Annotated in this window: 26 protein-coding genes; 9 read left to right on the forward strand and 17 right to left on the reverse strand. The window is 73.8% G+C overall.

The genetic code is table 11. The annotated features are described in order from the left end of the window. The first annotated feature begins 89 nt into the window (after positions 1-89). The 3 genes from GXB85_RS09745 to GXB85_RS09755 all read left to right on the forward strand — a co-directional run bounded on the left by GXB85_RS09745 (position 90) and on the right by GXB85_RS09755 (position 2,180). A complete protein-coding gene (locus tag GXB85_RS09745) occupies positions 90-530 on the forward strand; it encodes a hypothetical protein (protein ID WP_161917458.1) in 441 nt (146 codons plus the stop codon). A 131-nt stretch (positions 531-661) separates the two neighbouring features. After that, positions 662-1,444: a DUF899 family protein gene (locus GXB85_RS09750; protein ID WP_161917459.1), complete on the forward strand. Its 783-nt coding sequence runs from the start codon at positions 662-664 to the stop codon at positions 1,442-1,444. A 175-nt stretch (positions 1,445-1,619) separates the two neighbouring features. After that, on the forward strand, positions 1,620-2,180 hold the full coding sequence (locus GXB85_RS09755) for a DoxX family protein (protein ID WP_202627794.1): 561 nt from the start codon (positions 1,620-1,622) through the stop codon (positions 2,178-2,180). 83 nt (positions 2,181-2,263) lie between these two features. Here the strand turns inward: GXB85_RS09755 and GXB85_RS09760 are convergent, their stop codons facing one another. Together GXB85_RS09760 and GXB85_RS09765 are read right to left on the reverse strand one after the other, a co-directional pair. Beyond that, positions 2,264-2,905, reverse strand: a complete 642-nt coding sequence (locus tag GXB85_RS09760) for a hypothetical protein (RefSeq protein WP_161917460.1) — start codon at positions 2,903-2,905, stop codon at positions 2,264-2,266. 9 nt (positions 2,906-2,914) lie between these two features. Next, positions 2,915-3,886, reverse strand: a complete 972-nt coding sequence (locus GXB85_RS09765) for an NAD-dependent epimerase/dehydratase family protein (RefSeq protein WP_161917461.1) — start codon at positions 3,884-3,886, stop codon at positions 2,915-2,917. Positions 3,887-4,002: 116 nt separating this feature from the next. On the opposite strand from GXB85_RS09765, the gene GXB85_RS09770 reads away from it, so the two are divergent. Beyond that, positions 4,003-4,257 carry a hypothetical protein gene (locus tag GXB85_RS09770; protein ID WP_161917462.1) on the forward strand — a complete coding sequence of 85 codons (255 nt, stop codon included), beginning with the start codon at positions 4,003-4,005 and terminating at the stop codon, positions 4,255-4,257. A gap of 21 nt (positions 4,258-4,278) precedes the next feature. Here the strand turns inward: GXB85_RS09770 and GXB85_RS09775 are convergent, their stop codons facing one another. The 3 genes from GXB85_RS09775 to rhaI are packed head-to-tail and all read right to left on the reverse strand — an operon-like array spanning position 4,279 to position 9,042. Beyond that, positions 4,279-5,790 carry a rhamnulokinase family protein gene (locus GXB85_RS09775; protein ID WP_161917463.1) on the reverse strand — a complete coding sequence of 504 codons (1,512 nt, stop codon included), beginning with the start codon at positions 5,788-5,790 and terminating at the stop codon, positions 4,279-4,281. Continuing rightward, positions 5,790-7,844 (reverse strand): bifunctional aldolase/short-chain dehydrogenase, encoded by a 2,055-nt coding sequence (locus tag GXB85_RS09780; RefSeq protein ID WP_161917464.1) that lies wholly within the window; start codon positions 7,842-7,844, stop codon positions 5,790-5,792. Before GXB85_RS09780 ends, GXB85_RS09775 begins: the two co-directional genes overlap by 1 nt. Positions 7,845-7,848: 4 nt before the next feature. Continuing rightward, positions 7,849-9,042: an L-rhamnose isomerase gene (gene rhaI / locus GXB85_RS09785; RefSeq protein ID WP_370524132.1), complete on the reverse strand. Its 1,194-nt coding sequence runs from the start codon at positions 9,040-9,042 to the stop codon at positions 7,849-7,851. A 218-nt stretch (positions 9,043-9,260) separates the two neighbouring features. Here rhaI and GXB85_RS09790 point away from each other — a divergent pair, with 218 nt between their 5' ends. Further along, the gene (locus GXB85_RS09790; RefSeq protein ID WP_161917465.1) at positions 9,261-10,304 is read left to right on the forward strand and encodes a LacI family DNA-binding transcriptional regulator; all 1,044 of its coding nucleotides are present in this window, start codon (positions 9,261-9,263) and stop codon (positions 10,302-10,304) included. Continuing rightward, positions 10,301-11,335, forward strand: coding sequence for a hypothetical protein (locus tag GXB85_RS09795; protein ID WP_202627795.1), 1,035 nt, complete (start codon positions 10,301-10,303; stop codon positions 11,333-11,335). The genes GXB85_RS09790 and GXB85_RS09795 overlap by 4 nt, the downstream gene beginning before the upstream one ends. Here the strand turns inward: GXB85_RS09795 and GXB85_RS09800 are convergent. The 6 genes from GXB85_RS09800 to GXB85_RS09825 all read right to left on the reverse strand — a co-directional run bounded on the left by GXB85_RS09800 (position 11,284) and on the right by GXB85_RS09825 (position 16,634). After that, positions 11,284-11,475, reverse strand: a complete 192-nt coding sequence (locus tag GXB85_RS09800; RefSeq protein ID WP_161917466.1) for a hypothetical protein — start codon at positions 11,473-11,475, stop codon at positions 11,284-11,286. The two genes, GXB85_RS09795 and GXB85_RS09800, sit on opposite strands and share 52 nt — an antisense overlap. Positions 11,476-11,583: 108 nt before the next feature. Beyond that, on the reverse strand, positions 11,584-12,708 hold the full coding sequence (locus GXB85_RS09805; protein ID WP_161917467.1) for a Gfo/Idh/MocA family protein: 1,125 nt from the start codon (positions 12,706-12,708) through the stop codon (positions 11,584-11,586). A gap of 39 nt (positions 12,709-12,747) precedes the next feature. Further along, on the reverse strand, positions 12,748-13,401 hold the full coding sequence (locus GXB85_RS09810; RefSeq protein ID WP_161917468.1) for a hypothetical protein: 654 nt from the start codon (positions 13,399-13,401) through the stop codon (positions 12,748-12,750). Beyond that, positions 13,398-14,279, reverse strand: a complete 882-nt coding sequence (locus tag GXB85_RS09815) for a carbohydrate ABC transporter permease (RefSeq protein ID WP_370524148.1) — start codon at positions 14,277-14,279, stop codon at positions 13,398-13,400. Before GXB85_RS09815 ends, GXB85_RS09810 begins: the two co-directional genes overlap by 4 nt. Positions 14,280-14,338: 59 nt before the next feature. After that, positions 14,339-15,274 carry a carbohydrate ABC transporter permease gene (locus tag GXB85_RS09820; protein WP_370524149.1) on the reverse strand — a complete coding sequence of 312 codons (936 nt, stop codon included), beginning with the start codon at positions 15,272-15,274 and terminating at the stop codon, positions 14,339-14,341. Positions 15,275-15,320: 46 nt separating this feature from the next. Further along, the gene (locus GXB85_RS09825) at positions 15,321-16,634 is read right to left on the reverse strand and encodes an ABC transporter substrate-binding protein (RefSeq protein WP_161917470.1); all 1,314 of its coding nucleotides are present in this window, start codon (positions 16,632-16,634) and stop codon (positions 15,321-15,323) included. Positions 16,635-16,816: 182 nt separating this feature from the next. Here GXB85_RS09825 and GXB85_RS09830 point away from each other — a divergent pair, with 182 nt between their 5' ends. Genes GXB85_RS09830 through GXB85_RS09840 form a run of 3 tightly spaced genes read left to right on the forward strand, consistent with a single transcriptional unit; the run spans position 16,817 to position 21,462 of the window. Beyond that, positions 16,817-18,028 carry an alpha-hydroxy acid oxidase gene (locus tag GXB85_RS09830; RefSeq protein WP_161917471.1) on the forward strand — a complete coding sequence of 404 codons (1,212 nt, stop codon included), beginning with the start codon at positions 16,817-16,819 and terminating at the stop codon, positions 18,026-18,028. Between the two features lie 57 nt (positions 18,029-18,085). Then, entirely contained in the window at positions 18,086-19,414 is a 1,329-nt protein-coding gene (locus tag GXB85_RS09835) for an MFS transporter (RefSeq protein WP_161917472.1), read from the forward strand. Further along, positions 19,411-21,462, forward strand: a complete 2,052-nt coding sequence (locus GXB85_RS09840; RefSeq protein ID WP_161917473.1) for a beta-galactosidase — start codon at positions 19,411-19,413, stop codon at positions 21,460-21,462. The genes GXB85_RS09835 and GXB85_RS09840 overlap by 4 nt, the downstream gene beginning before the upstream one ends. 69 nt (positions 21,463-21,531) lie before the next feature. Here the strand turns inward: GXB85_RS09840 and GXB85_RS09845 are convergent, their stop codons facing one another. The 6 genes from GXB85_RS09845 to GXB85_RS09870 all read right to left on the reverse strand — a co-directional run bounded on the left by GXB85_RS09845 (position 21,532) and on the right by GXB85_RS09870 (position 25,702). Further along, positions 21,532-21,876, reverse strand: a complete 345-nt coding sequence (locus GXB85_RS09845; protein ID WP_161917474.1) for an L-rhamnose mutarotase — start codon at positions 21,874-21,876, stop codon at positions 21,532-21,534. 254 nt (positions 21,877-22,130) lie between these two features. Further along, positions 22,131-22,868 carry a cupin domain-containing protein gene (locus GXB85_RS09850; protein WP_161917475.1) on the reverse strand — a complete coding sequence of 246 codons (738 nt, stop codon included), beginning with the start codon at positions 22,866-22,868 and terminating at the stop codon, positions 22,131-22,133. Then, a complete protein-coding gene (locus tag GXB85_RS09855; protein ID WP_161917476.1) occupies positions 22,865-23,803 on the reverse strand; it encodes a PmoA family protein in 939 nt (312 codons plus the stop codon). Before GXB85_RS09855 ends, GXB85_RS09850 begins: the two co-directional genes overlap by 4 nt. Positions 23,804-23,847: 44 nt before the next feature. After that, positions 23,848-24,240: a DUF202 domain-containing protein gene (locus GXB85_RS09860; protein WP_161917477.1), complete on the reverse strand. Its 393-nt coding sequence runs from the start codon at positions 24,238-24,240 to the stop codon at positions 23,848-23,850. Further along, positions 24,237-24,677, reverse strand: a complete 441-nt coding sequence (locus tag GXB85_RS09865; RefSeq protein ID WP_161917478.1) for a DUF202 domain-containing protein — start codon at positions 24,675-24,677, stop codon at positions 24,237-24,239. Before GXB85_RS09865 ends, GXB85_RS09860 begins: the two co-directional genes overlap by 4 nt. Then, entirely contained in the window at positions 24,674-25,702 is a 1,029-nt protein-coding gene (locus GXB85_RS09870) for an aldo/keto reductase (protein ID WP_161917479.1), read from the reverse strand. The genes GXB85_RS09865 and GXB85_RS09870 overlap by 4 nt, the downstream gene beginning before the upstream one ends. Positions 25,703-25,906: the final 204 nt, after the last annotated feature.

Raw genomic sequence — 25,906 nt, forward strand, 5'->3', positions numbered from 1 at the left:
GAGGTCGCACGGCCGACGGTGCGAACTCGGTGCGCGGGTGCGAACTCGGCGGGAGAAGTGAGTGACGGCCACGACGGCCGGGGTGGGCGGTGCTCGCCGAGATCACGCGCTACCCGATCGAGCAGCAGGCCGAGCGCACCGAACGGTTCGCCGCACAGCTGCTCGCCTGGCGCTGGTACTTCAGCCAGTCCGTCGAGAAGGACAGCCGCTACCTCGAGGCGCTCGCGCTGAGCAAGGTCGTGCTGTTCGCGTGCCGGCTCGTGCTCAACGCGAACGCGACGCTCTACCCTTTCCACAAGTGGCTGCTGCGGGTGACCGAGGGCGTCGACCACCGGCCGGCGGACCTGACGGACCGCCTCGACACGCTCCTCGCCGCGCCGTCGCAGGAGCAGGTCGATTCCCTCGTCGAGGACCTCTTCGCCTTCTACGACATCGACCGGGCGGCGACCGACGCCGTGTGGCCCACGCGGTTCATGAAGGACACCGAGCTCGCCTGGCAGTCCGGGCACCCCCCGATCGACGACCTGTAGGCCCTCCGCGGCGGCGTCCGCCACGAGCCTCCGGACGGCGTGCGCGCAGGGCGATGACTTCCGGCGCGCCGACGGGTCTGTGGTGGTGAGGGCACCACCACAGGTGATCCCGCGAGACGACGGAGGGACCCATGAGCACGACCCGCGACGACACCCAGCCCGCCCACCGGGGCCGACCCCCCGTGGTCGACCACGCCACGTGGCAGGCCGCGCGCGACGAGCTCCTGGTGCGCGAGAAGGCACACACCCGAGCGGGCGACGCTCTGGCCGCCGAGCGCCGCCGGCTGCCGATGGTCGAGCTCGACCCGCGCGTCGAGGTGGTGGGCGCCCACGGCTCCGTGCCCTTCCTCGACCTGTTCGAGGGCCGCGACGAGCTGCTGGTCTACAAGCACATGTGGCACGACGGCGCGCCGCACCAGGGGCAGTGCGAGGGCTGCACGACGACGGCCTGGCACCTGCGCGACGCCGCCTACCTCAACGTGGCCGGCGTCTCGTTCGCCGTCCTCACCGAAGGGCCCTGGGACGAGGTCGCGCCGTACCTCGACTTCATGGGGTACACGCAGCCCTGGTACTCGGTGCGGGGACTCGACGAGCCCGTGGGTGGCGAGATGGGCACGCTCACGTGCTTCCTGCGCGACGGCGACCGCGCCTTCCTCACGTACGCGACGACGGGCCGCGGCAACGAGGTGACGAGTCCCGCGTTCGCCCTGCTCGACATGACGCCCTACGGACGCCGCGAGTCGTGGCAGGACGTCCCCGACGGCTGGCCCGAGGGCCACCCGCCGTGCTGGTACTGGCGCACCGACCACGACGGCGTCGCGGGCTGGGCCGAGTCGTCCCGCCCCACGCCGCAGTGGACCCGGCCGGGCGCAGGTCCGGTGCAGACGCTCGGTCGTCGCAGCCACCACCACTGAGGCGCGCGGCCGAGTCCTGCCACCGTCGCCTCAGACAGCCGAATAGGCCCTACGTCCGCCGGACTTAAGACTCATTCGCGCGGCGGCCCCGGCGCGGACTCTGGAACCAGGGCTCGAACGGGCCCTCCGCGCGGGAAGCGAACCCGTCGCGGCACATCCTGGGGGAGGTCCCATCATGGCAACGACGCACAGCACGAGCACCACCCCGAGCAAGGGCCACGCCGTCCCGGTGGTCTACCAGGAGCAGGTCGTCACGAGCGCGTTCGCGCGCAGGGTGCTGGCCGTCGCCCGCATCGTCATCGGCTTCACGTTCTTCTGGGCCTTCATCGACAAGACCTTCGGCCTCGGCTACGCGACGCCCACCGAGCGCGCGTGGATCAACGGCGGCACGCCGGCGCAGGGGTTCATCAAGGGCATCGAGGGCCCGTTCCACGACGCCTTCCAGGTGTTCGCCAACCCGTTCGGAGACGTCCTGTTCATGGTCGGCCTGCTCGGCATCGGCGTCGCGCTGATCGCCGGCGCCGGGCTGCGCATCGCGGCGGTCACCGGCACGCTGCTCATGCTCTTCATGTACCTCGCCGAGTTCCCGCTCGCCCTGGGCGGCAACAACCCGATCGTCGAGTCGCACTGGCACGAGGCGCTGCTGCTGATCATCGCCGCGGTGACCCTCTCGGGCGACACGTGGGGTGCCGGGAAGATCTGGGGCCGGATCGTCGGCAACAGCTGGCTGCGCTGACCCGCTCGTCGCAGCGGCCCGCCCCGCTCGGGTGGGCCGCTGCGGCGCCTCACGGGGCCCGCCGTCGGCGCGCGGGGCCCGGCCTACGCGGGTGCGGGCTCGAGGTGATCGTGGGCGGCCAGCACGGCCCGATCCGCGACGGCACGCTCGTGACTCGGCGTCCCCGGCCTCGGGAGCGAGAACACGCCGTCGTCGGAGCCGTCGGCCTGGACCTTGCGCGCCATCAGCCGCCAGTAGCTCGTGCGCGCGAGGCCGAGCCCGGCCCAGTCCACCTCGTCGAGGAGCGCGCGGCGAACGCGCACCTGGCGTGCGTCGTCGAGGACGATGCCGCCCGTCGGCACCCCTGTGATGCTGACCTCGCCCTCGAACCGCGTGAGGTCCAGCACGGGCGGCCGGGCCGCGACCGGGCCGCCGTCCGGTCTGATCCACAGCATGCGTGGCCGGTGCCCCACGAGCGTCACGCCCTCGAGCGTGGCCCCCGCGCTCACGTGCAGCGCGTCCCCGCAGTCGAGGTCCACGAAGGTGACGTCACGCAGCGTCGCCCACGCGTCGATGAAGAATCCGCTCTCGGTGCGGCACCGCTCAAACGTCGTGCGCTCGATCGTCCACGGGCGGCTCGGCGCGCCGGGCAGGAGCGTGGGAAAGGTCTCGTCCGCGTAGTCACGCCCGGCCAGCACGGCTCGGCCCTCGGCGTCGACGACGGCGTCCGCGCTCAGGTCCCTCACGCCGGGAGCCTAGCGAGGCACGTCGGCGACCCGTGCGAGCGCGGACGGCGGCTCAGGGTGGTCGAGGCCTGCCTCGCGCTGCCACGCCCATGTCGCCGTGACCGTCTCGTCGATCGGGCGGGTCGGCAGGCCGAGCTCGCGTGCGCGGGCCGTCCCCACCTGCCAAGCCGTGCGCGCGACGTCGTCGGGCAGCCAGAACGGGAGGTCGCGCCACGGCTCGACCCCGGCCGCGAGCAGCACATCGTCGGGCACGGGACGCAGCGCGCCGGCACGTCCCTCGGTGCGGACGACGGCGTCGTGGCACGCCTCGAGCAGCCCGCCGAAGGTCGTCATGCCCTCGGGTCCGGTCGCGTTGACCGGCCCCGACCACGTCTCCTCCGCCAACGTGACCAGCCACGACGCCAGGTCGCGCACGTCGACCACGGCGATCGGGAGGTCGGCGGCCTCCGGCACCACGACCACGTCATCGGTCGCGAAGCGGTGCAGCCAGGTGGTGAGGCGACGGGTCCGGTCCCCCGGGCCGACGATCAGCCCGGCCCGCGCGTGCAGCACGCGCTCGCCGAACGCCGCGGTGAGCACGCGCTCGCTCTCGGCCTTCATCGGCCCGTACTCGGCGGTGTCGGCGTCCGGCCCGAAGGTGGGGGCCGACTCGTCGGGCACGGGCCCGGGCGGCCAGCCCGCGTACGCGCTGATCGAGCTCACGTAGACGTACCGCGGCACGTCCGCGAGCGCTGCCGCGGCTGCGCGGGCACCGGCGACGGTGAAGCCGCAGCAGTCGACGACGGCGTCCGGTACGGGCCGACCGGCGAGCACGGCACCCAGGGCACCCGCGTCGTCGCGGTCGGCGTGCAGCACGGTGACGCCGGGCACGGCCGGCGTCCCGGTGCGGGTCACCGTCGCGACCCGGTGCCCGCGCCCGACGGCGGCCTCCACCACCGCGCCGCTGAGGAACCCGGACCCGCCGAGCACGAGGATCTCCATCCCCCGAGCCTGTCGGCGGCATCGGCCCCGGTCCAGCGTGTCCGCCATGGGCGGACATGGGTGGTTCTCGGCGCGCCGCCCACCACGGCGACCCCGACGTGGGCAGGATCACCCACGTGAACGCTCACACGGCCGCCGTCCCCAGCCGATGGGATGGCATGTCCGCGATGACGGTGACCGAGCCCGAGGCCCGCACGGGTCTCGCCCTCGTGCCGCCCACCGCCCCCGAGATCGTGGTCCCGTGCGCCGCACGCCCCTCGACCCGGTACGTGCACCGCGACGGCCCGTGCCGCTGCTTCACCGGCGGCCCGGCACCCGAGTTCCCCGCGTCGACGGATCCGAGCCGACCGTCGCTCACGGTCGCCCGCTGACCGACCGCTGAGCGGACGGGCTCAGCCCCCGAGCAGGTGCTCCGCCGCGCGCCACCCGGCCTCGCCGACGGCGCCCGGCCCGTCCGGCTCGTAGCGCTCGAGATCGGCCCCGCGGGCTCCGACGGACCGCAACGCCGCCAGGTCACCGTCGAGCACGCCGGCGGCGCGGGCCTGGACGAGGAGGTTCCCGAGGGCTGCGGACTCGACCGGGCCGGCGAGCACCGGGACGCCCACCGCCTGCGCGGTCATGCGGCACAGCAGCGCGTTGCGCGCGCCCCCACCCACGAGATGCACGACGTCGACCTCGCGCCCCGAGAGCTCGGCCGCCTGCCGCAGTGCACGCCGGTGCGCGAGCGCGAGCGAGTCCACGACGCAGCGCACGACGGCGGCGCGCGAGGCGGGCTCGGGCTGCCCCGTGCGTCGCGCGGCGTCGGCGATCCGTGCGGGCATGTCGCCCGGCGGGACGAAGGCGTCGTCGTCCACGTCCACCACGGTCGTCAGCGCGGGAAGGGCCGCGGCCTCGGCGAGCAGGGCGGTCAGGTCCGGTGCGACGCCGTCGGCGGCCTCCCACGTGCGTAGCGACTCCTGGAGCACCCACAGCCCAGTGACGTTGCGCAGGTAGCGCACGGTGCCGTCGACGCCCAGCTCGTTGGTGAAGTTCGCGGCCCGGCTCGCCTCGGTGAGCACGGGCTCGTCGAGCTCGAGCCCGACGAGCGACCACGTCCCGGTCGCGACGTACGCGGCCCGGGGGGACGCGAGCGGCACACCGACCACGGCCGACGCCGTGTCGTGCGAGCCGACGGCGATCACGGGCAGCGGGCCGTCGTGGCCGATCTCCGTCAGCACGTCGTCGCGCACGTCGCCGATCACCGTGCCCGGCTCACGCAGGGGCGGCAGCAGACCGGTGTCGATCGCGAGGCGGTCCGCGAGGTCCGTGGCCCACGCGCGCGTGCGGGCGTCGAGCAGGCCCGTGGTCGAGGCGTTGGTGACCTCGGCACCCAGCCGACCGGTGAGCCAGTACGCGATCAGGTCCGGGACCGGCAGCATCGTGCGGGCGTGAGCGGTCTGGGCGTCGTCGGCCGCGGCGATCAGCTGGAACACGGTGTTGAACGACTGCACCTGCAGGCCGGTGCGCGCGTAGAGCTCGTCGGCGGGCACCGTCGCGAACGCGCGAGCGGGCACGCCGTCGGTGCGCGCGTCGCGGTAGTGCACCGGGGTGCCCAGCAGCGCTCCGTCGGCGTCGAGCATCCCGACGTCCACGGCCCACGAGTCGATGCCCACGCCGTCGAGCCGTCCGTGCGCGCGCACCGCGGCCCGGAGCCCGTCGAGCACCCCGCGGTACAGCCCGACGACGTCCCAGTGCAGCCGCGAGCCGCGCGCCGTCGGCAGCGTGACCGGCCGGTTCGGGAACCGGTGCACCTCGTGCAGCTCGATCCCCTCGGCGCCCGGCTCACCCGTGACCACCCCGACGATCACGCGCCCGCTCGAGGCCCCCAGGTCGACGGCCGCGAACACGCCGCGCCGCGTGGGCATCAGCGGAGGAAGGCGGCGGCGACGCCCGAGTCGACCGGGACGTGCAGGCCCGTGGTCTGCACGAGGTCCGGGCCCGTGAGCGCGAAGACCGCGGCCGCGACGTGCTCGGGCAGCACCTCCCTCTTCAGGAGCGTGCGCTGCGCGTAGTACTCGCCCAGCTTCTCCTCCGGGACGCCGTAGGTCGCGGCGCGCTGCGCACCCCAGCCGCCCGCGAAGATGCCCGAGCCGCGGACCACGCCGTCGGGGTTGACCCCGTTGACGCGGATGCCGTGCGCGCCGAGCTCGGCCGCGAGCAGCCGCACCTGGTGCGCCTGGTCGGCCTTGGTCGCGGAGTACGCGATGTTGTTGGGCCCCGCGAACAGCGAGTTCTTGGACGCGATGTAGACGACGTCGCCGCCCATGCCCTGCGCGATCATCGCCCGGGCCGCCTCGCGCGCCACGAGGAACGAGCCGCGCGCCATGACGTCGTGCTGGAGGTCCCAGTCCTGCGCCGTGGTCTCGAGCAGCGGCTTGGAGATCGACAGCCCGGCGTTGTTGACCACCAGGTCCACCCCGCCGAACGCGAGCGCGGCGGCGTCGACCATGGCGCGCACGTCGTCCTCCGAGGTGACGTCCGCGCGGACGGCGATCGCGCGGTCGGGGCCGCCGAGCGCGTCCGCGACCTCCTGCGCACCCTCGAGGTTCAGGTCCGCGACCACGACGCACGCACCCTCGGCCGCGAGGCGTTCGGCGATCGCGCGGCCGATGCCCGAGCCCGCACCCGTGACGAGCGCGACCCGCGTCGCGAGGGCCTTGGGCGCCGGCATGCGCCGGAGCTTGGCCTCCTCGAGGGCCCAGTACTCGATGCGGAACTTCTCGGCCTCGTCGATCGGCGCGTAGGTGCTGATCGCCTCGGCCCCGCGCATCACGTTGATCGCGTTGACGTAGAACTCGCCGGCCACGCGCGCGGTCTGCTTGTCCTTGCCGAAGCTGAACATGCCGACGCCGGGCACGAGCACGATCAGCGGGTCCGCGCCGCGCATCGGCGGGCTGCCCGGCGTCGCGTGCCGCTCGTAGTAGGCCGCGTAGTCGGCCCGGTAGGCCGCGTGCAGCTCGCCGAGCCGCGCGACGACGTCCTCGACGGGCGCATCCGCGGGAAGGTCGACCACCAGGGGCTTCACCTTGGTGCGCAGGAAGTGGTCGGGGCACGAGGTCCCGAGGGCCGCGAGGCGCTCGAGCTGCTCGCGCGCCAGCAGGTCGAGCACGACGTCGTCGTCGGTCCAGTGCCCCACCTGCGGACGGTCGGTGCTCGCGAGGCCGCGGATCACGGGGGCGAGCGCCGCGGCGCGGGCGCGGCGCGCGGCCTCGGGCAGCGGCTCGCGTCCGGGCACGACGGCGCCGAAGGGGTGCGCCCCGCGCGCCGCGAGCTCCGCGGTGCGCCCCGCGATGAACTCCTCGGCGGTGCGGACGATCTCGAGCGAGCGCTCCTGCGCCTCCTGGCTCGTGTCACCCCACGCCGTGATGCCGTGCCCGCCCAGCACGCAGCCGATCGCCTGCGGGTTCGCCGCCTTGATCGCCGCGATGTCGAGGCCGAGCTGGAAACCCGGACGTCGCCACGGCACCCAGACCACGCGGTCGCCGAACACCTCACGCGTGAGGGCCTCGCCGTCGGCCGCGGTCGCGAGCGCGATCCCCGAATCGGGGTGCAGGTGGTCCACGTGCGCGGCGTCCACGAGCCCGTGCATCGCGGTGTCGATCGACGGCGCGGCGCCGCCCTTGCCGTGCAGGCAGTAGTCGAAGGCCGCGACCATCTCGTCCTCGCGGTCCACGCCCGGGTACACGTCCACGAGGGCGCGCAGCCGGTCCAGGCGCAGCACCGCGAGGTTCTTCTCGGTGAGCGTGCCGAGGTCGCCACCCGAGCCCTTGACCCACAGCAGCTCGACCGGCTGCCCGGTCACCGGATCGGTCTCGGTGCCCTTGGCCGAGGTGTTGCCCCCGGCGTAGTTCGTGGTGCGCGGGTCTGCGCCCAGCAGGTTGGACCGCGCGATCAGCTCGGTGACGGCAGGGTTGGTCATCGGCTCAGGCTCCCCATCCGGCCTGCGCGCCACCCACGCGCTCGGCCACGATCGTCTCGGCCCAGCCCGACGCCGCGTAGGCGCGCATCGGGTCGGGGTCCAGCCCGTGCGACGCGCGCAGCTCGGCGAGCAGCGGCCGCACGTCGGTGTTGTAGGCGTCCATGAGCACGCCGTTCGCGCCCAGCACGTCGCCCGCCTGCTGGGCCGCCGCCAGGGCGTCCCGGTCCACGAGCAGCGCCTTGGCCGTGGCCTCCTGGACGTTCATCACCGAGCGGATCTGCCCCGGGATCTTGGGCTCGATGTTGTGGCACTGGTCGAGCATGAAGTTGACGCCCGAGTCCGGCCGCAGGGCGTCGGCACCCACGATCTCGTGCATGATCCGGAACAGCTGGAACGGGTCCGCCGCGCCCACCATCAGGTCGTCGTCGGCGTAGAAGCGCGAGTTGAAGTCGAACGCACCCAGCCGCCCCTGGCGCAGCAGCTGCGCGACGATGAACTCGATGTTGGTGCCGGGTGCGTGGTGGCCCGTGTCGAGGACGACGGTCGCTCGCTCGCCCAGGGCGAGGCAGTGCAGCAGCGAGGTGCCCCAGTCCGGGACGTCGGTCGCGTAGAAGGCGGGCTCGAAGAACTTGTACTCGAGCAGGATCCGGTGGGCCGGGTCGAGCGCGGCGTAGATCTCCGCGAGCCCCTCGGCGAGCCGGTCCTGGCGCGCACGCAGGTCGTCCTGGCCGGGGTAGTTGAGGCCGTCGGGCAGCCAGATCTTGAGGTCGGTCGACCCGGTGGCGCGCATGACGTCGATGCACTGCACGTGGTGCGCCACGGCCTTGGCCCGCACCCGCGCATCGGGGTGGGTGAGCGAGCCGAGCATGTAGTCGTCGTCCTGGAAGACGTTCGAGTTGATCGCCCCGATGCGCACCCCGTGCTCGGTGGCGTGCGCGGCGAGGGCGCCGAAGTCGTCCACGAGGTCCCACGGGATGTGCAGCGAGACCCGCGGGGCGACACCGGTGAACCGGTGCACCTGGGCGGCGTCGGCGATCTTCTCGAACGGGTCGCGCGGCACGCCCTGCTGCGCGAAGACCTTGAAGCGCGTGCCGGAGTTGCCGAACGCCCAGCTGGGCAGCTCGATGGTCTGCGCCGCGAGCGCGGCCAGGGCCGCCTCCCTGCGCGCCTGCTGCGACGACGTCGTCCCGGTGCTCACCTGGCGGCCCTTCGTGTGTGCTGAGTGCTGCGCGACCCGGCCGAGCGAGGCGCTGGGTCGTCTCGACGCTGAAACGTTTCAAGGAACTCTAGCCACGGCTTTCACCCCCGGTCAACCCGCCCGGCCCGCACGCACCGCGCCTCGTGAATCGGTTCACCGGGCATGATGGTGCCGAGGCAGGGCGGCCCGTCCCGCCCGTACCGGACGGAGGGACACGCGTGAGGTCGGACGCCAGGCGCGGCACGCACCGCGCGAGCATCGCCGACGTCGCGCGTCAGGCCGGCGTCTCGCTCGGCACGGTGTCCAACGTGCTCAACCGCCCCGAGCGGGTGGCCCCGGGCACGCGCCAGCGCGTCCTCGACGCGATCGAGGAGCTCGCGTTCGTCCCCAACGGACGTGCACGGCAGCTGCGGGCGGGCACGCTGACCACGGTGGGCGCGATCCTGCTCGACATCGGCAACCCGTTCTTCACCGAGGTGGCCCGCGGCATCGAGGACCGCCTCGCGCAGGACGACCACACCCTCATGCTCGCGAGCTCGGACGAGGACCCGGAGCGCGAGGCCCGCTACCTGCGCCTCTTCGAGGAGCACGGGGTGCTCGGCGTGCTCGTGACGCCCGCGAGCCAGGACCTCGAGCACCTGCTCGAGCTGCGCGGGCGCGGTCTCGAGATCGTGCTCCTCGACCGGACCTCCCCCGACCCGGACGTCTCGTCCGTCGCTGTCGACGACGTCGCGGGCGCCGCCATGGCCGTGGCCCACCTGCTCGAGCAGGGCCACCGTCGCATCGCGTTCCTCAACGGGCCCGACACGATCAAGCAGTGCGTCGACCGCCGTGCGGGGGCCGTGCGCGCACTCGCCGACGCGGGCCTGGACCCCGACGAGGCCCTGCACGAGGTCGTGGTCCCGTCCCTCAACGCGACGGGGGGCGAGCAGGGGGTCGAGCGGCTGCTCGCCGAGCTCCCCGCCCCGCCCACGGCCCTGTTCTGCGTCAACGACCTCACGGCCATGGGCGCGATGCGCGTGCTGCGCTGGACGCACGGCCTCGACATCCCGCGCGACGTGGCGGTGGTGGGCTACGACGACGTGAGCTTCGCCGAGATGCTCACCACTCCCCTCACCTCGGTGCGCCAGCCCATGCGCCGCCTCGGCAGCGTCGCGGCCGACCTGCTGCTGCGCGCGACCGGGCCCGACGACGCCCCGGCCGAGCAGGTGGTCTTCCAGCCCGAGCTCGTGGTGCGCGCCTCCTCGAGCACACGCGCGTGACGGCCGCCGCCTCGGTCCGGACGCTCCCGGCGCCGCTGTTCCGCGACCCGATCCACGACGGCGCCACAGACCCGACCCTCGTGCGGCACGACGACGGGACGTGGTGGCTCTTCTACACCCAGCGCCGCGCGCAGGACCCTGCGCTCGGGGTCGCGTGGGTGCACGGCACGGACATCGGCGTCGCGGTGAGCGAGGACGGCGTCACGTTCACCTACCGCGGCACGCTCGCGCTGGGGGACGGCTGGGGCCGCGACACGTGGTGGGCTCCCGAAGTGGTGCGCGCGGACGACGGCTGGCACATGTTCGTCTCGGTCATCCAGGGTGTGCCGACCCGCTGGGCCGGCCACGAACGCCACGTCGAGCACCACGTGAGCACCGACCTGGTCCGCTGGACGCGCGTCGGCCGCGTCCCGCTCAGCAGCGACCGCGTGATCGACGCGTGCGTCGCGCGCCTGCCCGCGCCCACGCCCGACGGCGACGTGTGGCGCATGTGGTTCAAGGACGAGGCGCGCGACTCGACCACCTGGGCGGCCGACAGTCCCGACCTGCACGCGTGGCACGTCGTCGGGCCCGCGGTCGAGGGGCGCCCGCACGAGGGGCCGAACGTGTTCACCGTCGGCGGGTGGCACTGGATGCTCACCGACGAGTGGCGAGGCCAGGCGGTGCACCGCTCACGCGACATGACCACGTGGGAACGCGCGGGGCTCGTGCTGGACGCGCCGGGGCCCCGGCCCGACGACGGCGCGATCGGCCTGCACGCCGACGTCGTGCCGCTGACCGAGGACGAGGCGATGGTCGTCTACTTCACGCACCCCGGGCGCACCGAGACCTACGTCGACGGCGAGGTCACGCCGGGCCCCATGGAGACTCCCGACGAGCGGCGCTCGTCGATCCAGGCGGCGCTGCTGCGCGTCGAGGACGAGCGCCTGCTGTGCGACCGCGACACACCCCCGCCGGCTCTGCCGGTCGGGGCGTGGGCTCAGGAGGGTGGCGTGCTCGGGTCTCCCAGCTCGGCGACCACGGACTCGTAGATGGGCGCGGCGCCGTCGGGCTCGGCGCCGCTGGTGTCTGCCGCAAGCGCATCGGGCGCATCGGTGTGCGCGGGCTGCTGGGGGGCGTCGTCCTGCGGGGCGTCCTCGCCCGGGGCGACGGCGTCGGCGGTGCTCATCATGGTCACTCCTGGCTCGTGCTCCCCCGAAGCGTCCCGCGCGGGCCGGGAACGCGCATCTTGAGCGCTCCGACCTGGCTCGGCACCGCACGCGCCCGGCCCGGCCCCGCGTCAGGGCTTGAGCGGGGGCCAGGGGGCGCCGTCGCCGTCGTTGCGTGTGTAGAACGGATGCCCCGGACCGATCTCGCCGCGCTCGACGGGTCGGCCCGTGAACGCCGAGGCGTAGACGGCGGCCACGAGCTCCATCGTGTCGCGCGCCTCGGCCAGCGGCACCGGGAGGGGCGAGCCCGTGTCGAGTGCGTCGAGCAGCACGCCGAGCTGCGCGGAGTGCCCGCTCGGGGCGCCGTCGAGCCCGCCGGCCCAGACGTCGGCGAGCCCCTCGTGCCCCGGGGCCGGCGTGAAGCGCCAGGCGTCGTCGCCGTAGCCGTAGAGGTGCTCGAGCTCGAGCGTCGCGTGGTCGGCGTCGACGCGGATCGTCGAGGTCTCGCGCGGGGACAGCAGCGAGTTCATCATCGTGGCGATCGTGCCGCGCTCGAAGCGCAGCACGGCGGCCGAGACGTCCTCGGTGTCGGTGGTCCGGGCCTGCCGCGCGGCCATCGCGCTGACCTGCTGCCACGGGCCGAGCAGCGCGAGCAGCAGGTCGAACTGGTGGATGCCGTGGCCGAGCGTCGGGCCGCCACCCTCGACCTCCCAGAGCCCACGCCACGGCACCGCGAAGTACGGCTCGGGCCGGAACCAGAGCGTGTCGCACACCGCGACGTGCGCCCGGCCGATCCCCGAGCCGTCGGCCCCCTCGGCGAGCAGCCGCCGTGCGAGGCGGCCGGCCCCGCCGAACCGGTGCTGGAAGACCACCGCGACGGGCACCCCGGTGCGCTCCGACGCGGCGATCAGCTGATCCACCTCGGCGAGGCTCAGCGCGGGCGGCTTCTCGAGCAGCACCGGGACGCCCGCCTCGAGGCACTGGACCGCGAGCGGCAGGTGGCTGCCCGGCGGGGTGCACACGTGCGCGAGGTCCGGGCGGCCTGCCAGCACCTCGGCGAGGTCGGTGCCCCACGCCGCGATGCCGTGCTTCTCGGCGAAGGCACGCGCACGCTCGGCGTCGAGGTCGACGGCGTGCGTCACCACGGCACGGTCGGCGTGCGCGGCGACGGCACCCGCGTGGGCACCCGCGATCGCGCCGGTGCCGACGACGACGGTCCGACGGCGGTCTCGGGCGGGGTTCGGGGCGTGCGTCATGGTCCTCCTCGGTGGGACGGGCTGCGGGCCAGCCTCTCGTCAGCGGGCGGCGTCGGCGAGCCGGGCCCTGCGCTCCTCGACGCCGAGCGCCGCGAGCGCGAGCAGCCCGGGGGCGATGAGCACGAGCGGCACGAGCATCCAGACCACCACCGCCACCACGCCGACGGCGGCCGCGAGCAGCACCGTGCCGACGGGGTCGCGCAGGCACGCCCGCACCGCTTCTCCGATCGCACTGCGCGCGGCGACGCCCGGCCGCCACGTGCCCGCGAGCCGCAGCGGCACCACGACGGCCGCCACGGCGACCAGGGCGCACACGCCCGAGACCACGGGCCCGCCCGGCAGTGCGCCGGTCGCGGCGAGCCACGCGTCGAACGCGAGGACGAGCAGCAGTGCAGGCACCGCAAGGCCCACGGCCCACAAGCCGCGCAGCGCGGTGACGAGCCGCCGGAGCAGCCCGCCGATCGAGTCTGTCTCGCCGGCGAGGTGCGCGCGCAGGTGCCCCGCACCGGCGGCGAGCGCGGGCACCGCCGTCACGACCGGGATGCTGGCCACCGCGAGCACCGCCCCGCTGAGCAGCACCTCCGCGAGCAGACCGACTGCTGCACCGCGTCGTGGCGCAGGCTGCGCGGGCACGACGTCGTCGTCCGCATGCGTCCCGGCCCCGCGTCCGGTCCACGCCGTCGTCGCGCTCATCCCTTGAGCCCCTGCGTCGCGACGCCCGCCACCAGGTAGCGCTGGAACACCAGGAAGAACAGCAGCACCGGGACCAGGGCCAGCACGGCCATGGCGATCTGCGCGCCGTAGTCCGAGGTCGAGGTCTGGTCCACGAAGATGCGCAGGGCGATCGGCAGCGGGTACAGGTCCGGGCTCTTGAGGTAGAGCAGCGGCCCGAAGAAGTCGTTCCAGCTCCAGATGAACGCGAAGATCGACGACGTGACGATCGCGGGCTTCATCAGCGGCAGCATGATCGCGGTGAAGATCCGCAGGTGCCCCGCGCCGTCGATGCGCGCGGCCTCGTCGAGCTCACGCGGCAGGTTGCGCATGAACTGCACCATGAGGAACACGAAGAACGCCTCGGCCGCGAGGAACTTGCCCAGCAGCAGCGGCACGTAGGTGTTCACCAGACCGAGGCTGTTGAAGACGATGTACTGCGGGATGATCACCACGTGGAAGGGCAGCAGGAGGGTCGCGATCATCAGCGCGAACCACACCTTGCGGCCCGGGAAGTCGATGCGCGCGAACGCGTAGGCGCTCACCGACGCCGACAGCACGATGCCGATCACGGACCCCGCGGCGAGCAGCGTCGAGTTCCAGACGAACGTCCAGAAGGACACGCCGCCGATGCCGTCGAGCGCCGTCGCGAAGTTCGCGAACGACGGGCTCTCGGGCCACAGGCTCACGTTGCCGACGATCTCCGACGTCGGCTTGAAGGCCGACATCAGCATCCACAGCGCCGGGTAGAGGATCACCGCGGTCACGGCGAGCACGAAGGTGTGGAAGAGCACCGAGCCCGCGCGTGACCTGGTGCGCGTCCGGCGCCGCAGCGCGCGACTCTGCTCGTGGGAGGGCAGCCCGGGGCCGGGCTCGGCCTGCAGGCCGCCGGCCGTGCCGACGACGGCGTGGTCGATGCTCACTTCGCCTCCCCGCTGTAGTGGACCCAGAACCGCGAGCTGCGGAAGAACAGCAGCGTGAGGAGCCCGACGACGACCACGAGCACCCAGGCCATCGCCGAGGCGTAGCCCATGCGGAAGTCCTGGAAGCCGCGCATGTACAGGTAGAGCGTGTAGAAGAGCGTCGAGCCCGCGGGCCCGCCCGTGCCGTCCGAGATGATGAACGCCGAGGCGAAGATCTGGAACGAGTGGATGGTCTCGAGCAGCAGATTGAAGAAGATCACGGGCGAGAGCATGGGCAGCGTGATCCGGAAGAACTTGCGCACCGGGCCGGCGCCGTCCACCGCCGCCGCCTCGTAGAGCTCGGTCGGCACCTGCTTGAGCCCCGCGAGGAAGATCACCATCGGGGCCCCGAACTGCCACACGGTGAGCAGGATGAACATCGGCATGGTCTTGCCCGGGTCGCCCACCCAGCCGCCCCAGTCGATCCCGATCCCCTGGCCGATCCGGTCCACCACGCCGCGGTCGATGAACATCGCCTTCCAGACGATCGCGATCGACACGCTCGCGCCGATGAGGGACGGCGCGTAGAAGACCGATCGGTACAGGCCCTGCCCGCGGCGGCTGTTGTTGAGCAGCATCGCGACCGCGAGCGCGGCGACCAGCTTGATCGGCGTGCCCAGGAGCACGTACGTCCCGGTCACCTTGGCGGACTGGAGGAAGCGCGGGTCCTCGAAGAGCATCCGGAAGTTGTCGAACCCCACGAGCTCGGGCGGGGCGAAGAGGTTGTAGTCGGTGAACGCGAGGTAGAGGGAGGCGAGCATCGGCCCGGCCGTGAGGCCGAAGAAGCCGATCAGCCAGGGCGTCAGGAAGGTGTACCCGGCCCGGGTCTCCGCCGCCCGCCGCCGCCGACGTGCGGCGGACGGCGGGACGGCGGAGCCACCCGTGCGGGTCACCGTGGTGGTGAGTGCCACGGAAGGTCCCGTCAGTCGAGTGGAGCGGTCACTGGGTCGCGAGCTGGGCCTCGGAGAACCACGACGACACGAACTCGTCGATGGTGATGGTCCCGTAGTTGAGCTCCTCGCCCAGGCGCTTGAACTCCGCCTCGATCGAGCCGAAGCCCTTGACCGGGATGGGCACGGGCTGGGTCACGTGCTCGGCGACCTCCTCCTCGTACGCGACCACGCGGGCGTCGATCGAGCCCTCCTCGAGCTCCATCGCCTCGCGCTGGGCCTCGTCCGCGGGCACGCCCTTGGAGGTGCCGAAGATGCGGCCCACCTCGGGCTCGGTGAGCAGGAAGTCGATCAGCGTCGCCGCTGCCTCGGGGTGCTCGGTGTTCGCGCCGGCCGCGAGCAGCATCGACGGCTTGAAGAACATCGCCTTCTCGCCGTCAGGGCCCGTGGGCATGGGCATCATCTGGATGTCCTCGGTGCCCGAGTCCGCCACGTAGCCGGCCAGGAAGTTGTCCCAGCTGAACTCGGCCGCGGCCTCGTTGACCGTGAAGCCGCCCAGCGGGAGCAGCTGGACCTGGCGATCGATCGGGTAGAAGTGCCCCGCCTCGCGCAGGTCGGCGCCCAGCTCGAGGAACTCACGCATGTCGTCCTCGGTGAAGCCGAACGAACCGTCGTCCTCGAAGGGCTGGATGCCCTGCTGCACGAGCCACTGCAGGAAGAACCAGAAGGTCGAGGTGTAGTCGGCGCTGCCGTGGATCGGCTCGCCGTTCTCGGCCGTCGCGCCCGCCTCGGAGACCTGGGCGACGAACGCGTTGAAGTCCTGCCAGTCGTAGTCCTCGGCCGGCGCCTCGACACCCGTCTGCTCGAGCAGGCCCGGGTTGTAGAAGAGGGCCAGCGTGTTGGTGCTCGTCGGGATCCCGATCTGCGCCCCGTCGATCACCCCCGACTCGACGAGGGCCTCGTCGAACCCGCTCAGGTCGATCTGCTCGCCGACGTACGGCGACAGGTCGAGCAGGTGGCCGTTCTCGGAGTACTCGCGCAGGTAGGACAGGTCGAACTGCATGACGTCGGGCAGCGAGCGTCCCGCTGCCTCGGTCGAGCGCGCCGTCCAGTAGCCGTCCCAGTCCTGGAACGTGGGCTGCACCGTGATGTTCGGGTGCTGCTCCTCGAAGAGGTCGATGGCCTCCTCGTAGCGGGACGCACGGTCGTCGTTGCCCCACCACGTCATGGTGAGAGTGACCTCCTCGTCCGACGACGAGCCGCCGCCCCCGCTGTCGGGGCCGTCCGCCCCGCTCGAGCAGGCGGTGAGGACGAGGGCGGTCGCGGCCGCGACCCCCACGCCCGTGAAGGTACGTCGCTGCATCTGTGAGCCTCCTTGCTCAGTGGCCGCCCGGTGGTGCGGGTCGGACCCGTGGGTAAGCGCATTCCCAGCGTGGAGATGTGCTGTGGTGCTTGTCGACGGGGTGCAGTGAAACGTTACAATACTGTTGTCCGGGTCACAATGGCCCCCGTCCCCACCACGTCCGAGACCGCAACGGAGCCCTCATGACCCAGCGCCAGCTGCCCCGGTGGTCCGAGCTGAGGCCGCTGCTGCGCGTGCGGCCGCTCGAGCTCGACCCCACCGAGCGCAGGCTCCAGCGGGCGCTGTCGGTGTGGGACCTGCGGCGCGCGGCGAAGCGACGTACCCCGCGCTCGGTCTTCGACTACACCGACGGCGCCGCCGAGGCCGAGCTGAGCCTGCGCCGCGCGCGCTCGCTCTTCCGGGACCTCGAGCTGCGCCCCTCGGTGCTCCAGGACGTCTCGTCGGTCGACCTGACCACGTCGGTGCTCGGCCGCCCCTCCGCGACCCCGTTCGCCTTCGCGCCCACCGGCTTCACGCGGATGATGCACCACGAGGGCGAGCGCGCCGTCGTGCGCGTCGCGCAGCGCCACGGCCTCCCGTACGCCCTGTCGACCATGGGCACCACGTCGATCGAGGACGTCGCCGCGGCCGCCCCCGACGCGCGCAAGTGGTTCCAGCTGTACGTGTGGAAGGACCGCGCCGCGGGCGAGGACCTCATGGCCCGCGCCAAGGCGGCCGGCTACGAGGCGCTCATGCTCACGGTCGACGTGCCCGTGGCCGGCGCGCGCCTGCGCGACGTGCGCAACGGCTTCTCGATCCCACCCGCGCTCACGGTGAAGACCGTGCTGGACACGGCGACCCACCCGGCGTGGTGGTTCAACCTGCTGACCACCGAGCCGCTGACCTTCGCGTCGCTGAGCCAGTGGGACGGGACCGTCGCCGAGCTCCTCGACAAGCTGTTCGACCCGAGCATGACCCTCGCGGACCTCGAGTGGCTGCGCGCCACCTGGGACGGCCCACTCATCATCAAGGGCGTCCAGACCGTCGCGGACGCGCGCCGCATGGCGCAGGCCGGGGCCGACGCGATCGTGCTCTCCAACCACGGCGGCCGCCAGCTCGACCGCGCGCCCGTGCCCCTGCGGCTGCTGCCCGACGTGGTCGAGGCCGTCGGCGACGACGTCGAGCTGTGGGCCGACACCGGGATCATGAGCGGCGCGGACGTCGTGGCCGCGCTCGCCCTGGGCGCCGACGCGACCCTGGTGGGCCGGGCCTACCTCTACGGGCTCATGGCCGGCGGCGAGCGGGGCGTCGAGCGCACGGTCGAGATCCTCGTGCGCGAGATCCGCCGCACGATGGCCCTGCTGGGCGTGAGCACGGTCGACGAGCTCGGCCCGCAGCACGTCCGCCTGCCCTGACCGCCGCCGCACGCGGGGCCGCACGCGCCCATCCGTCCGCACCACCCCGGGACCACCGTGACCGACACCGCGCTGCTGCGCCGGCCCGACTTCCGCCTGTTCGCCGGCGCCCAGCTGCTCGGGAGCACGGGCGTGTGGATGCTGCGCATGGCCATGGACTGGCTCGTGCTCGAGCTCACGGACTCGCCCGCGGCGGTCGGCGTCCTCGTGGCGCTGCAGTTCCTGCCCATGCTCGTGGTGGGGCCGCTCGCGGGCGTGCTCGTCGACCGGCACGACCGTCGGCGCCTCGTGCTCGCGGCGCAGGCGGCCTCGGTGCTGATCGCCGTCGTGCTCGCGGCCCTCACGCTGGGCGACGTCGTGCTCCTGTGGCACGTCTACGCGCTCGCGACCGTGCTCGGCGTGGTCGGCGCCATCGACACCCCTGGTCGGCAGGTGCTCGTGAACGAGGTGGTGGGCGACGGTCGGCTGCGCAGCGCGATCAGCCTCACCAACGCGATCTCCCAGGGCGGTGGGCTCGTGGGGCCGGCGGTCGCCGGGTTCGTGATCGCCGAGGTGGGCGAGGGCTGGTCGTTCGGCCTCAACGCCGTCGTCGGCCTGTGCGTCGTGGCGCTGCTGCTCGCGATCCGACCGCACCGGCTGCACGTCGTACCCCGCCTGCCGCGCGGCCCCGGCCAGGTGCGCGAGGGCTTCCGCTACGTGGCGGCCCGGTCGCACCTGCTCGCCGTCGTCGGCCTCGCGGGCCTCATGGGCGCGTTCGGCCTCAACGGCCCCGTGGTGTGGACGGCGTTCGCCGACGGCGTCTGGGCCACGGGGGCGTGGGGGTTCGGGCTGTACAACTCCGTCGCCGCCGTGGGCGCCGTCGCGGGTGCTCTGCTCGCCTCGCGGGCGCGGAGCCTGCGCGTGCGCGGGGTGGTGCTCGCCGCGGCGCTCTTCGGCGTCGCCGAGACGGTCGTGGCCGTCATGCCCACGCACGCGACGTTCCTGGTCGCGGTCGCCGCCGTGGGCGTGACGACGCTGCTCTTCCTGTCGAGCGCGATCACCTGGGTCCAGCTCACCGCGGACGCGCACGTGCGCGGTCGCGTGCTCGCGATCTACTCCCCCGTGCTGCTGGGCGGCCACGCGCTGGGCGGTCTCGTCCAGGGCGCGCTCGTCGAGCACCTCGGGGTGCGCGGTGGGCTCGTCGCGACGGGCGGGCTCGCGCTCGTGTCCACGGGGACCGTCGCCGCCTTCCTACGGCGTGAGCTGCGCCGCCGGCCCGCCGTGCCGCCCTCGACCCCGCTCGCCTCGACCGCGCACCCCGCCCCGTCCGACCTCGTTCCCACCCCGGCCCACCGGCCCGACAGCACCGCCCGCCAGCCCGACAGCACCACCGGAGGGACACCATGACCGAGCAGCCCACCCGTCCGGCCCCGGACGCACGACCCTGGCCCCTCGGGGTCGAGGGGATCGCGTACGGCGGCGACTACAACCCCGAGCAGTGGCCCGTCGCGACCCGCGTCGAGGACGTCGAGCTCATGCAGCGCGCAGGCGTCAACCTCGTGAGCGTCGGGATCTTCAGCTGGGCGATGCTCGAGCCGCGCGAGGGCGAGCTCGACTGGGGCTGGCTCGACGACGTGCTCGACCGCCTGCACGCCGGCGGGATCCGGGTCGCGCTCGCGACCGCCACCGCGTCCCCGCCGCCGTGGCTCACGCGCGCCCACCCCGAGGTGCTGCCCGAGCTCGCCGACGGGACCGTGCTGTGGCCCGGCGCGCGGCAGGCCTACTCCGTCTCCTCGCCCGTGTTCCGCGAGTACGCGGTGCGGATGACGCGGCGCATGGCCGAGCGCTACGGCTCGCACCCGGCGCTCGCGCTGTGGCACGTCGACAACGAGCTCGGCTGCCACGTGCCGCACGACTTCTCCGACGACGCCGCGGCCGCGTTCCGTCGCTGGCTCGAGCACCGCTACGGCACGGTCGAGGCGCTCGACGAGGCCTGGGGCACCGCCTTCTGGTCCCAGCGCTACTCGACGTTCGACGAGGTGCTGCCACCCCGTCAGGTGCCGGGCTTCGCGAACCCCACGCAGCAGCTCGACTTCGCGCGGTTCTCGTCCGACGAGCTGCTGACGCACTACCGCGCGCTGCGCGACGTGCTGCGCGAGGTCACCCCGCACGTGCCCACGACGACCAACCTCATGCTCTCCACGGGCACCAAGTGGATGGACTACTTCTCGTGGGCCGACGACCTCGACGTGGTGGCCAACGACCACTACGTGCGGGCGCACGACCCGGAGGGCCACGTCGAGCTCGCGTTCAGCGCCGACCTGAGCCGCGGCGTCGCGGACGGGCGGCCCTGGATCCTCATGGAGCACTCGACCTCGGCCGTCAACTGGCAGGAGCGCAACCGCGCCAAGGGGCCCGGGGAGATGCTGCGGAACTCCCTCGCGCACGTGGCCCGTGGCGCGGACGCGGTGATGTTCTTCCAGTGGCGGCAGTCCCGGGCCGGGGCCGAGAAGTTCCACTCGGCGATGCTGCCGCACGCGGGCACGGACACGGACGTGTGGCGCTCGACCGTGCGGCTCGGTGAGGTGCTGCGCGCGCTCGCACCCGTGCGCGGCAGCGAGGTGCGGGCCGACGTCGCGCTGTGCTTCGACTACCCCGCGTGGTGGGCCGCCGAGCTCGACTCGCACCCCACGCAGGCGCTGCGCTACACCGACGAGGTCATGGCCTGGTACCGCCAGCTCTGGCTCCGGGGCGTGACCGCCGACGTCGTGCGACCCGGCGCAGACCTCGGGGCCTACCGGCTCGTCGTCGTGCCGGTGCTGTACAGCGTGACCGACGCCGACGCCGCTCGGATCGCCGCCGCCGCCCGCGCCGGGGCGACCGTGGTGGTCACCTACTTCAGCGGGATCGTCGACGAGCACGACCACGTGCGCCTCGGCGGCTACCCGGGCGCGTTCCGGGAGCTGCTGGGCGTGCGCAGCGAGGAGATCTTCCCGCTGCTCGCCGCGGAGCGGGTCACGCTCGACGACGGCACCACCGCCGACCTCTGGACCGAGAAGACGCACCTCGAGGGCGCGGTCCCGGTCCGGACCTACGCCGACGGCGTCCTCGCGGGGCTGCCCGCGGTGACCCGGAACGACGTCGGGCAGGGGTCGGCCTGGTACGTCGCGACGCGACCCGACGAGCTGGGGCTCGCGCGGCTGGTCGACGAGCTGCTCGGCGAGGCCGGTGTGCTCCCGACCGTGCCGGCCCCGCCGCCAGGGGTCGAGGTGGTGCGGCGGAGGCGGACGGCCGAGGCGCCCGACGGCGCCGCGACGGGCTTCCTCTTCGTGCTCAACCACACCGCCGAGGCGGTTGAGGTCGCGGCCACCGGCACGGACCTGCTCACCGGCGCCGAGGCCCGCGGGAGCGTGCACGTGCCGGCGCACGGCGTCGCCGTCGTGCAGGAGGCCTGACCCGGTGGCGCCGCCGCAGGACCTCGCTCGCCGGTCGCGGGTGAGGTCCCGCGGAGCACGGCCCAGGCATCAGTCCAGCGCCGCGAGCTGGTCCTCGAGGTTGAAGACGAGCGGCAGCGGACGCATGCGCTCGTCAGGGCGCGCGCCGTCGAGCGCCTCGAAGTACGGCGCCGTCGTGGCCTGCCACCGACCGTTGACCTCGGTGCGCTCCATCGCGGCCTGCGCCGCGGCGAAGTCCTCGGTCTCGAGGTAGCCGACGAGCAGGCCGCTCGACCCGTCGAGGAACAGCGAGTAGTTGTGCCAGCCCGCGTCGCGCAGCGCGCGCAGCATCTCGGGCCACACCGTGGTGTGGTGCTCGCGGTACTCGTCGACCTTGTCCCTGCGCAACCTCAGCAGGAAGCAGATGCGCTGCACGGCACTCCTCGTCGAGCCTGGCCCGGGCCGGAGCAGGTGGGGTGCCCCGGCCCGGGACAGGGGCTCGGACGTCGTGGGGGGCGCTGAGCGCGACCGTCGCCGCAGGACTGCTCCGAGCCTAAGCGGGCCCGGCGCGACCGACCACCCCGGCGACGACGGACGCGTTCCCACCCGTCGATGAATCGTTTCATCAGAAACGTAGGCATCCTGCAGAGGTGCGTCAAGCCCGCGGGCAGCACGGTCGCCGCCGGGCGTCAGGCGAGGTCCCACGTGCGCAGGCGTCCGCACATGCCCCAGCGCTCGGGCCCGGGCGCCGCCGTGGTGCTCGCGATCGCGCCGTCCGCGAGGTGCGTGCCCGACGACGTGCTGAGGGTCGCGAGCGCCGCGTGCGTCGCCTCGACCGTGGGCTCCACGCGCTCGGCCCACAGCCCGCGCCACGCGTCGACCCGCGGGGCGACGAGCCGCGCGGCCGCGGCGTGCAGCGGCGCCAGGGCCTCGGGACCGTCGCGCTCGACCGCGGCGAGCATCTCGGCATAGCCCTCGAGGGCGAGGTCGCGGCGCCGGAGGGCCGCCTCGCCGACGGCGGCCTCACCGTGCTCGGCCGAGGGAAGCGTCGCGGCACGTGCGTACGCCTCGGGGTCCGCGAGCACCTCGGCCGGGAAGGTCAGCACGGCGTCGCCCGCCTCGGGCAGGCCCGCGTTCGACATGGCCACGACGAGCTCGAGCCCGCCGTGGTCCACCAGGCGGTGCACGACCCCGGGCGTGAACCACGCGACCACCCCGGGCTCGAGGGACGTCCGGGTCGCGCCGTCGGCGCCCAGCGTGTGCACCTCGCCGGCGCCCGCGACCACCACGTAGCCCTCGCTCGAGACCGTGTGCAGGTGCGGCGTCCCACCGCCCGCCGCGGCCCCGTCGGGCCGTCGCAGGTCGGGCACGGGCCAGTCGTACACCCGCAACCTGCTGACCGACGTGCCGCCCGGGAAGGGGATCACGCCGAGCCCTGCGCCGCGAGCGCCGCGCCGCCCAGGTCGGCGAGCGCGGCGGCCCGGTCCGGGTCCGCGGCGCGGTCGGCCACCACCACCGCGTACGCGAGCTCGAGCGTCGCGCCGTCGGGGAACGCGACCTCCTCGCTGAAGAACGGCGCGGGGTTGACGCACGCGAACGGGTCGGAGCGCACGAACCACTGCGGCGGGTGGTGCGGGTTCGCGTCGTCGTCCACGAAGAGCACGGTCGAGGCACGGCCCTCGGCGTGCTCGCCCGTGAAGCCCATCCACGGCGCGCGCTCACCGCGCAGCTCCTCGGTGCCGGCGCGCCCGGGGGCGAGCACCGTCCCGCCCGTGAAGGACATCGGCCCGCGCCAGAAGAGCCCGCCGTACCCCGCGTTCTCGCGCCCGTGCGTGGTGGGCGAGCCGATGTCGAGCGCCCCGCCGCTCACGTTGGTCAGCCGCGTGCGGAAGGTGAGCACCCACGCGTCGTCGGCCGGCACCGTCGCACCCAGCTCACGCCGCTCGCGCACGACGACGGGCCCGGTGCTGCCCTCGTGCTCGGCGCGCCACAGCAGGTCCTCGACCACGTGCGCCTCGCCGTCGCCGTCCACGCGCGCGAACGACTCGTGCAGCATCGAGCCGTTGTTCGGGAGCTGCCGGTACCCCTCGCCGCGCACGAACGTGGGCCCGCCCCAGAAGTTGTGCGGACCCACGTGCGGCAGCGAGAGCGAGATGCCCTTGTGCCACACGTGGTCCTCGGGCCGGAACACCGTGACGAGCTCACCGCCCAGCGTGCGCACGGGGTGCAGGTACGGCCGGGGCGACTCGAGCTGCACCTCACCGGGCGAGTGCACGTAGGTGGCGAGCGGCCGCCCGCGGTGCACCAGCTCGAGCGCGGTGTCGTCGAGGTGGTGGACCGCGAGCTCGGGTCCGTGCGTCATGGGTCCTCCGTCGTCGTCGGTGACGTGTCGACCCCAGCCTGCCGTCAGAGCCGCCCGAGCGCGACGGCGAGCGCGACGAGCCCGCCCGCGGTGGGCAGGAGCGCCGTGAGCAGCAGCAACCGCCCCCCGGGCATCACCGCACGGGGCACGAACCCGGGCCGGCGACCGGGCGCCGGGCGGCCCGTGAGCACCTCGTGCACCCGGCGGTACCGCGCGATGCTCGCAGCCAGCAGGCCCAGCCCGCACGCGGTCCCGAGCGCCGCGACCGCGACCGCCCCGACCTCGAGCCCGGGGGCCAGCAGCCGCGCGACGACGAGCGGGCCGATGGTCAGCGCGAGGGCCGTGCGGCGCCAGGAGAGCGCGGTGCGCTCGGGCTGCAGGCCGACGTCGAACGGACGGGCCTCGGCGGGTGCGCCGTCGGGCTGCGGACCGGTCACGGGACCAGCAGGCCCACGAGCACGAGGACCCCGGCGACCAGGGTGCCGAGGGCGAGCGGCGCTGCCATGCGGGGCGACGGGAGGGCCCGGCCCATGCGCAGCGCCTGCTCGACGCGCACCCAGCTCCACCAGGCCTGGAGAGGCAGCAGGGTGCCGAGCGCGAGGAAGATCAGTGACGCGGCCAGCCCCAGACCGCGCTGGACCGGGAGGTCGAGGGCCTCGAGGGCGATCCCCGCCGCGAGCAGCGCGAGCGACGTGCGGATCCAGGCGAGGAACGTGCGCTCGTTGGCGAGGGTGAAGCGCACGTCGGGCTCGTCCCCCCGCGCGAAGACCGAGCGCGGGAACCGCCGCCCGGGCGGCGGGGGCGCACCGTCCTCGGACGCTCCGGCCTCGGGCGTACCGTCCCCGGCAGGCGGGGTGCCCGGGGCCCCGCTCACCGGCCCGTGCCGTCGACGGCGTGCTCGTCGATCGCCCGCAGCTCGTCGTCGGTGAGCGGCGGCCCCGCGAGCGCACGCACGTTGTCCTCGAGCTGGGCCACGCTGCTCGCCCCGATGAGGGCCGACGTCACGCGCTCGTCCCGCAGCACCCAGGTGAGCGCGAGCTGCGCGAGGCTCTGGCCCCGGGCCGACGCGATCGCGTCGAGCGCACGCGCCCGGGCGAGGTACGTCTCGCTCACGTTCTCGGCGCTGATCCACCGGCCCTGGGCGGCGCGCGAGCCGGGCGGCACGTCGCCGCCCAGGTAGCGAGAGGTCAGCAGACCCTGCGCGAGCGGGCTGAACACGATCATCCCGATCCCGAGGTCACCCACGGCGTCGAGCAGGCACTCGGTCTCGCCCTCGGCGACCTGCTCGACGTGCCGGTTGAACATCGAGTAGCTGGGCTGGTGGATCAGCAGGGGCGTGCCCATCTCGGCGAGGATCCGCGCGGCCTCGCGCGTGCGCGACGGCGGGTAGTTCGAGACCCCCGCGTACAGGGCCTTGCCGCTCGTCACCGCGGTGTGCAGGGCACCCATCGTCTCCTCGAGGGGCACCGTGGGGTCCGGGCGGTGGGAGTAGAAGACGTCGACACGGTCCGTGCCCATGCGGCGCAGCGACTGGTCGAGCGACGACAGCAGGTACTTGCGCGACCCGCCGTCGCCGTATGGCCCGGGCCACATGTCGTACCCGGCCTTGGTCGAGATCACGAGCTCGTCGCGGTACGGGCGCAGGTCCGTCGCGAGGACCCGACCGAACACCTCCTCGGCCGCACCGGGTGGGGGGCCGTAGTTGTTGGCGAGGTCGATGTGCGTGATGCCGAGGTCGAACGCCCGCAGCAGGATCGCGCGCTGGACCCCGCTCGTGTGCTGGTCGCCGAAGTTGTTCCAGAGGCCGAGCGACAGGGCGGGCAGGTCGAGCCCGCTGCGACCGCTGCGCCGGTAGGCCATCGTGTCGTAGCGGTCCTCGGCGGCGGCGTAGGGCGTCATGGACGCCACGCTACCGACGCCGTCCGGCCGTTCGGGTGACGTGGCCGGTTCAGCGCGCGCCCCGGGCCCGCCGCTGCGATCCTGCTCGCGTACCCGCGGGGGTACGTCACCCGCTCGTGGGGACACTTCACCCGCCCGCGGCGTCACCTTCTCACCCTCGCCGCCGATGGGACGTGGACGGCATCCCCCGCTGCCTGCGCCCCC

Source organism: Cellulomonas sp. APG4 (assembly GCF_009996735.1).
Taxonomy (GTDB): domain Bacteria; phylum Actinomycetota; class Actinomycetes; order Actinomycetales; family Cellulomonadaceae; genus Actinotalea.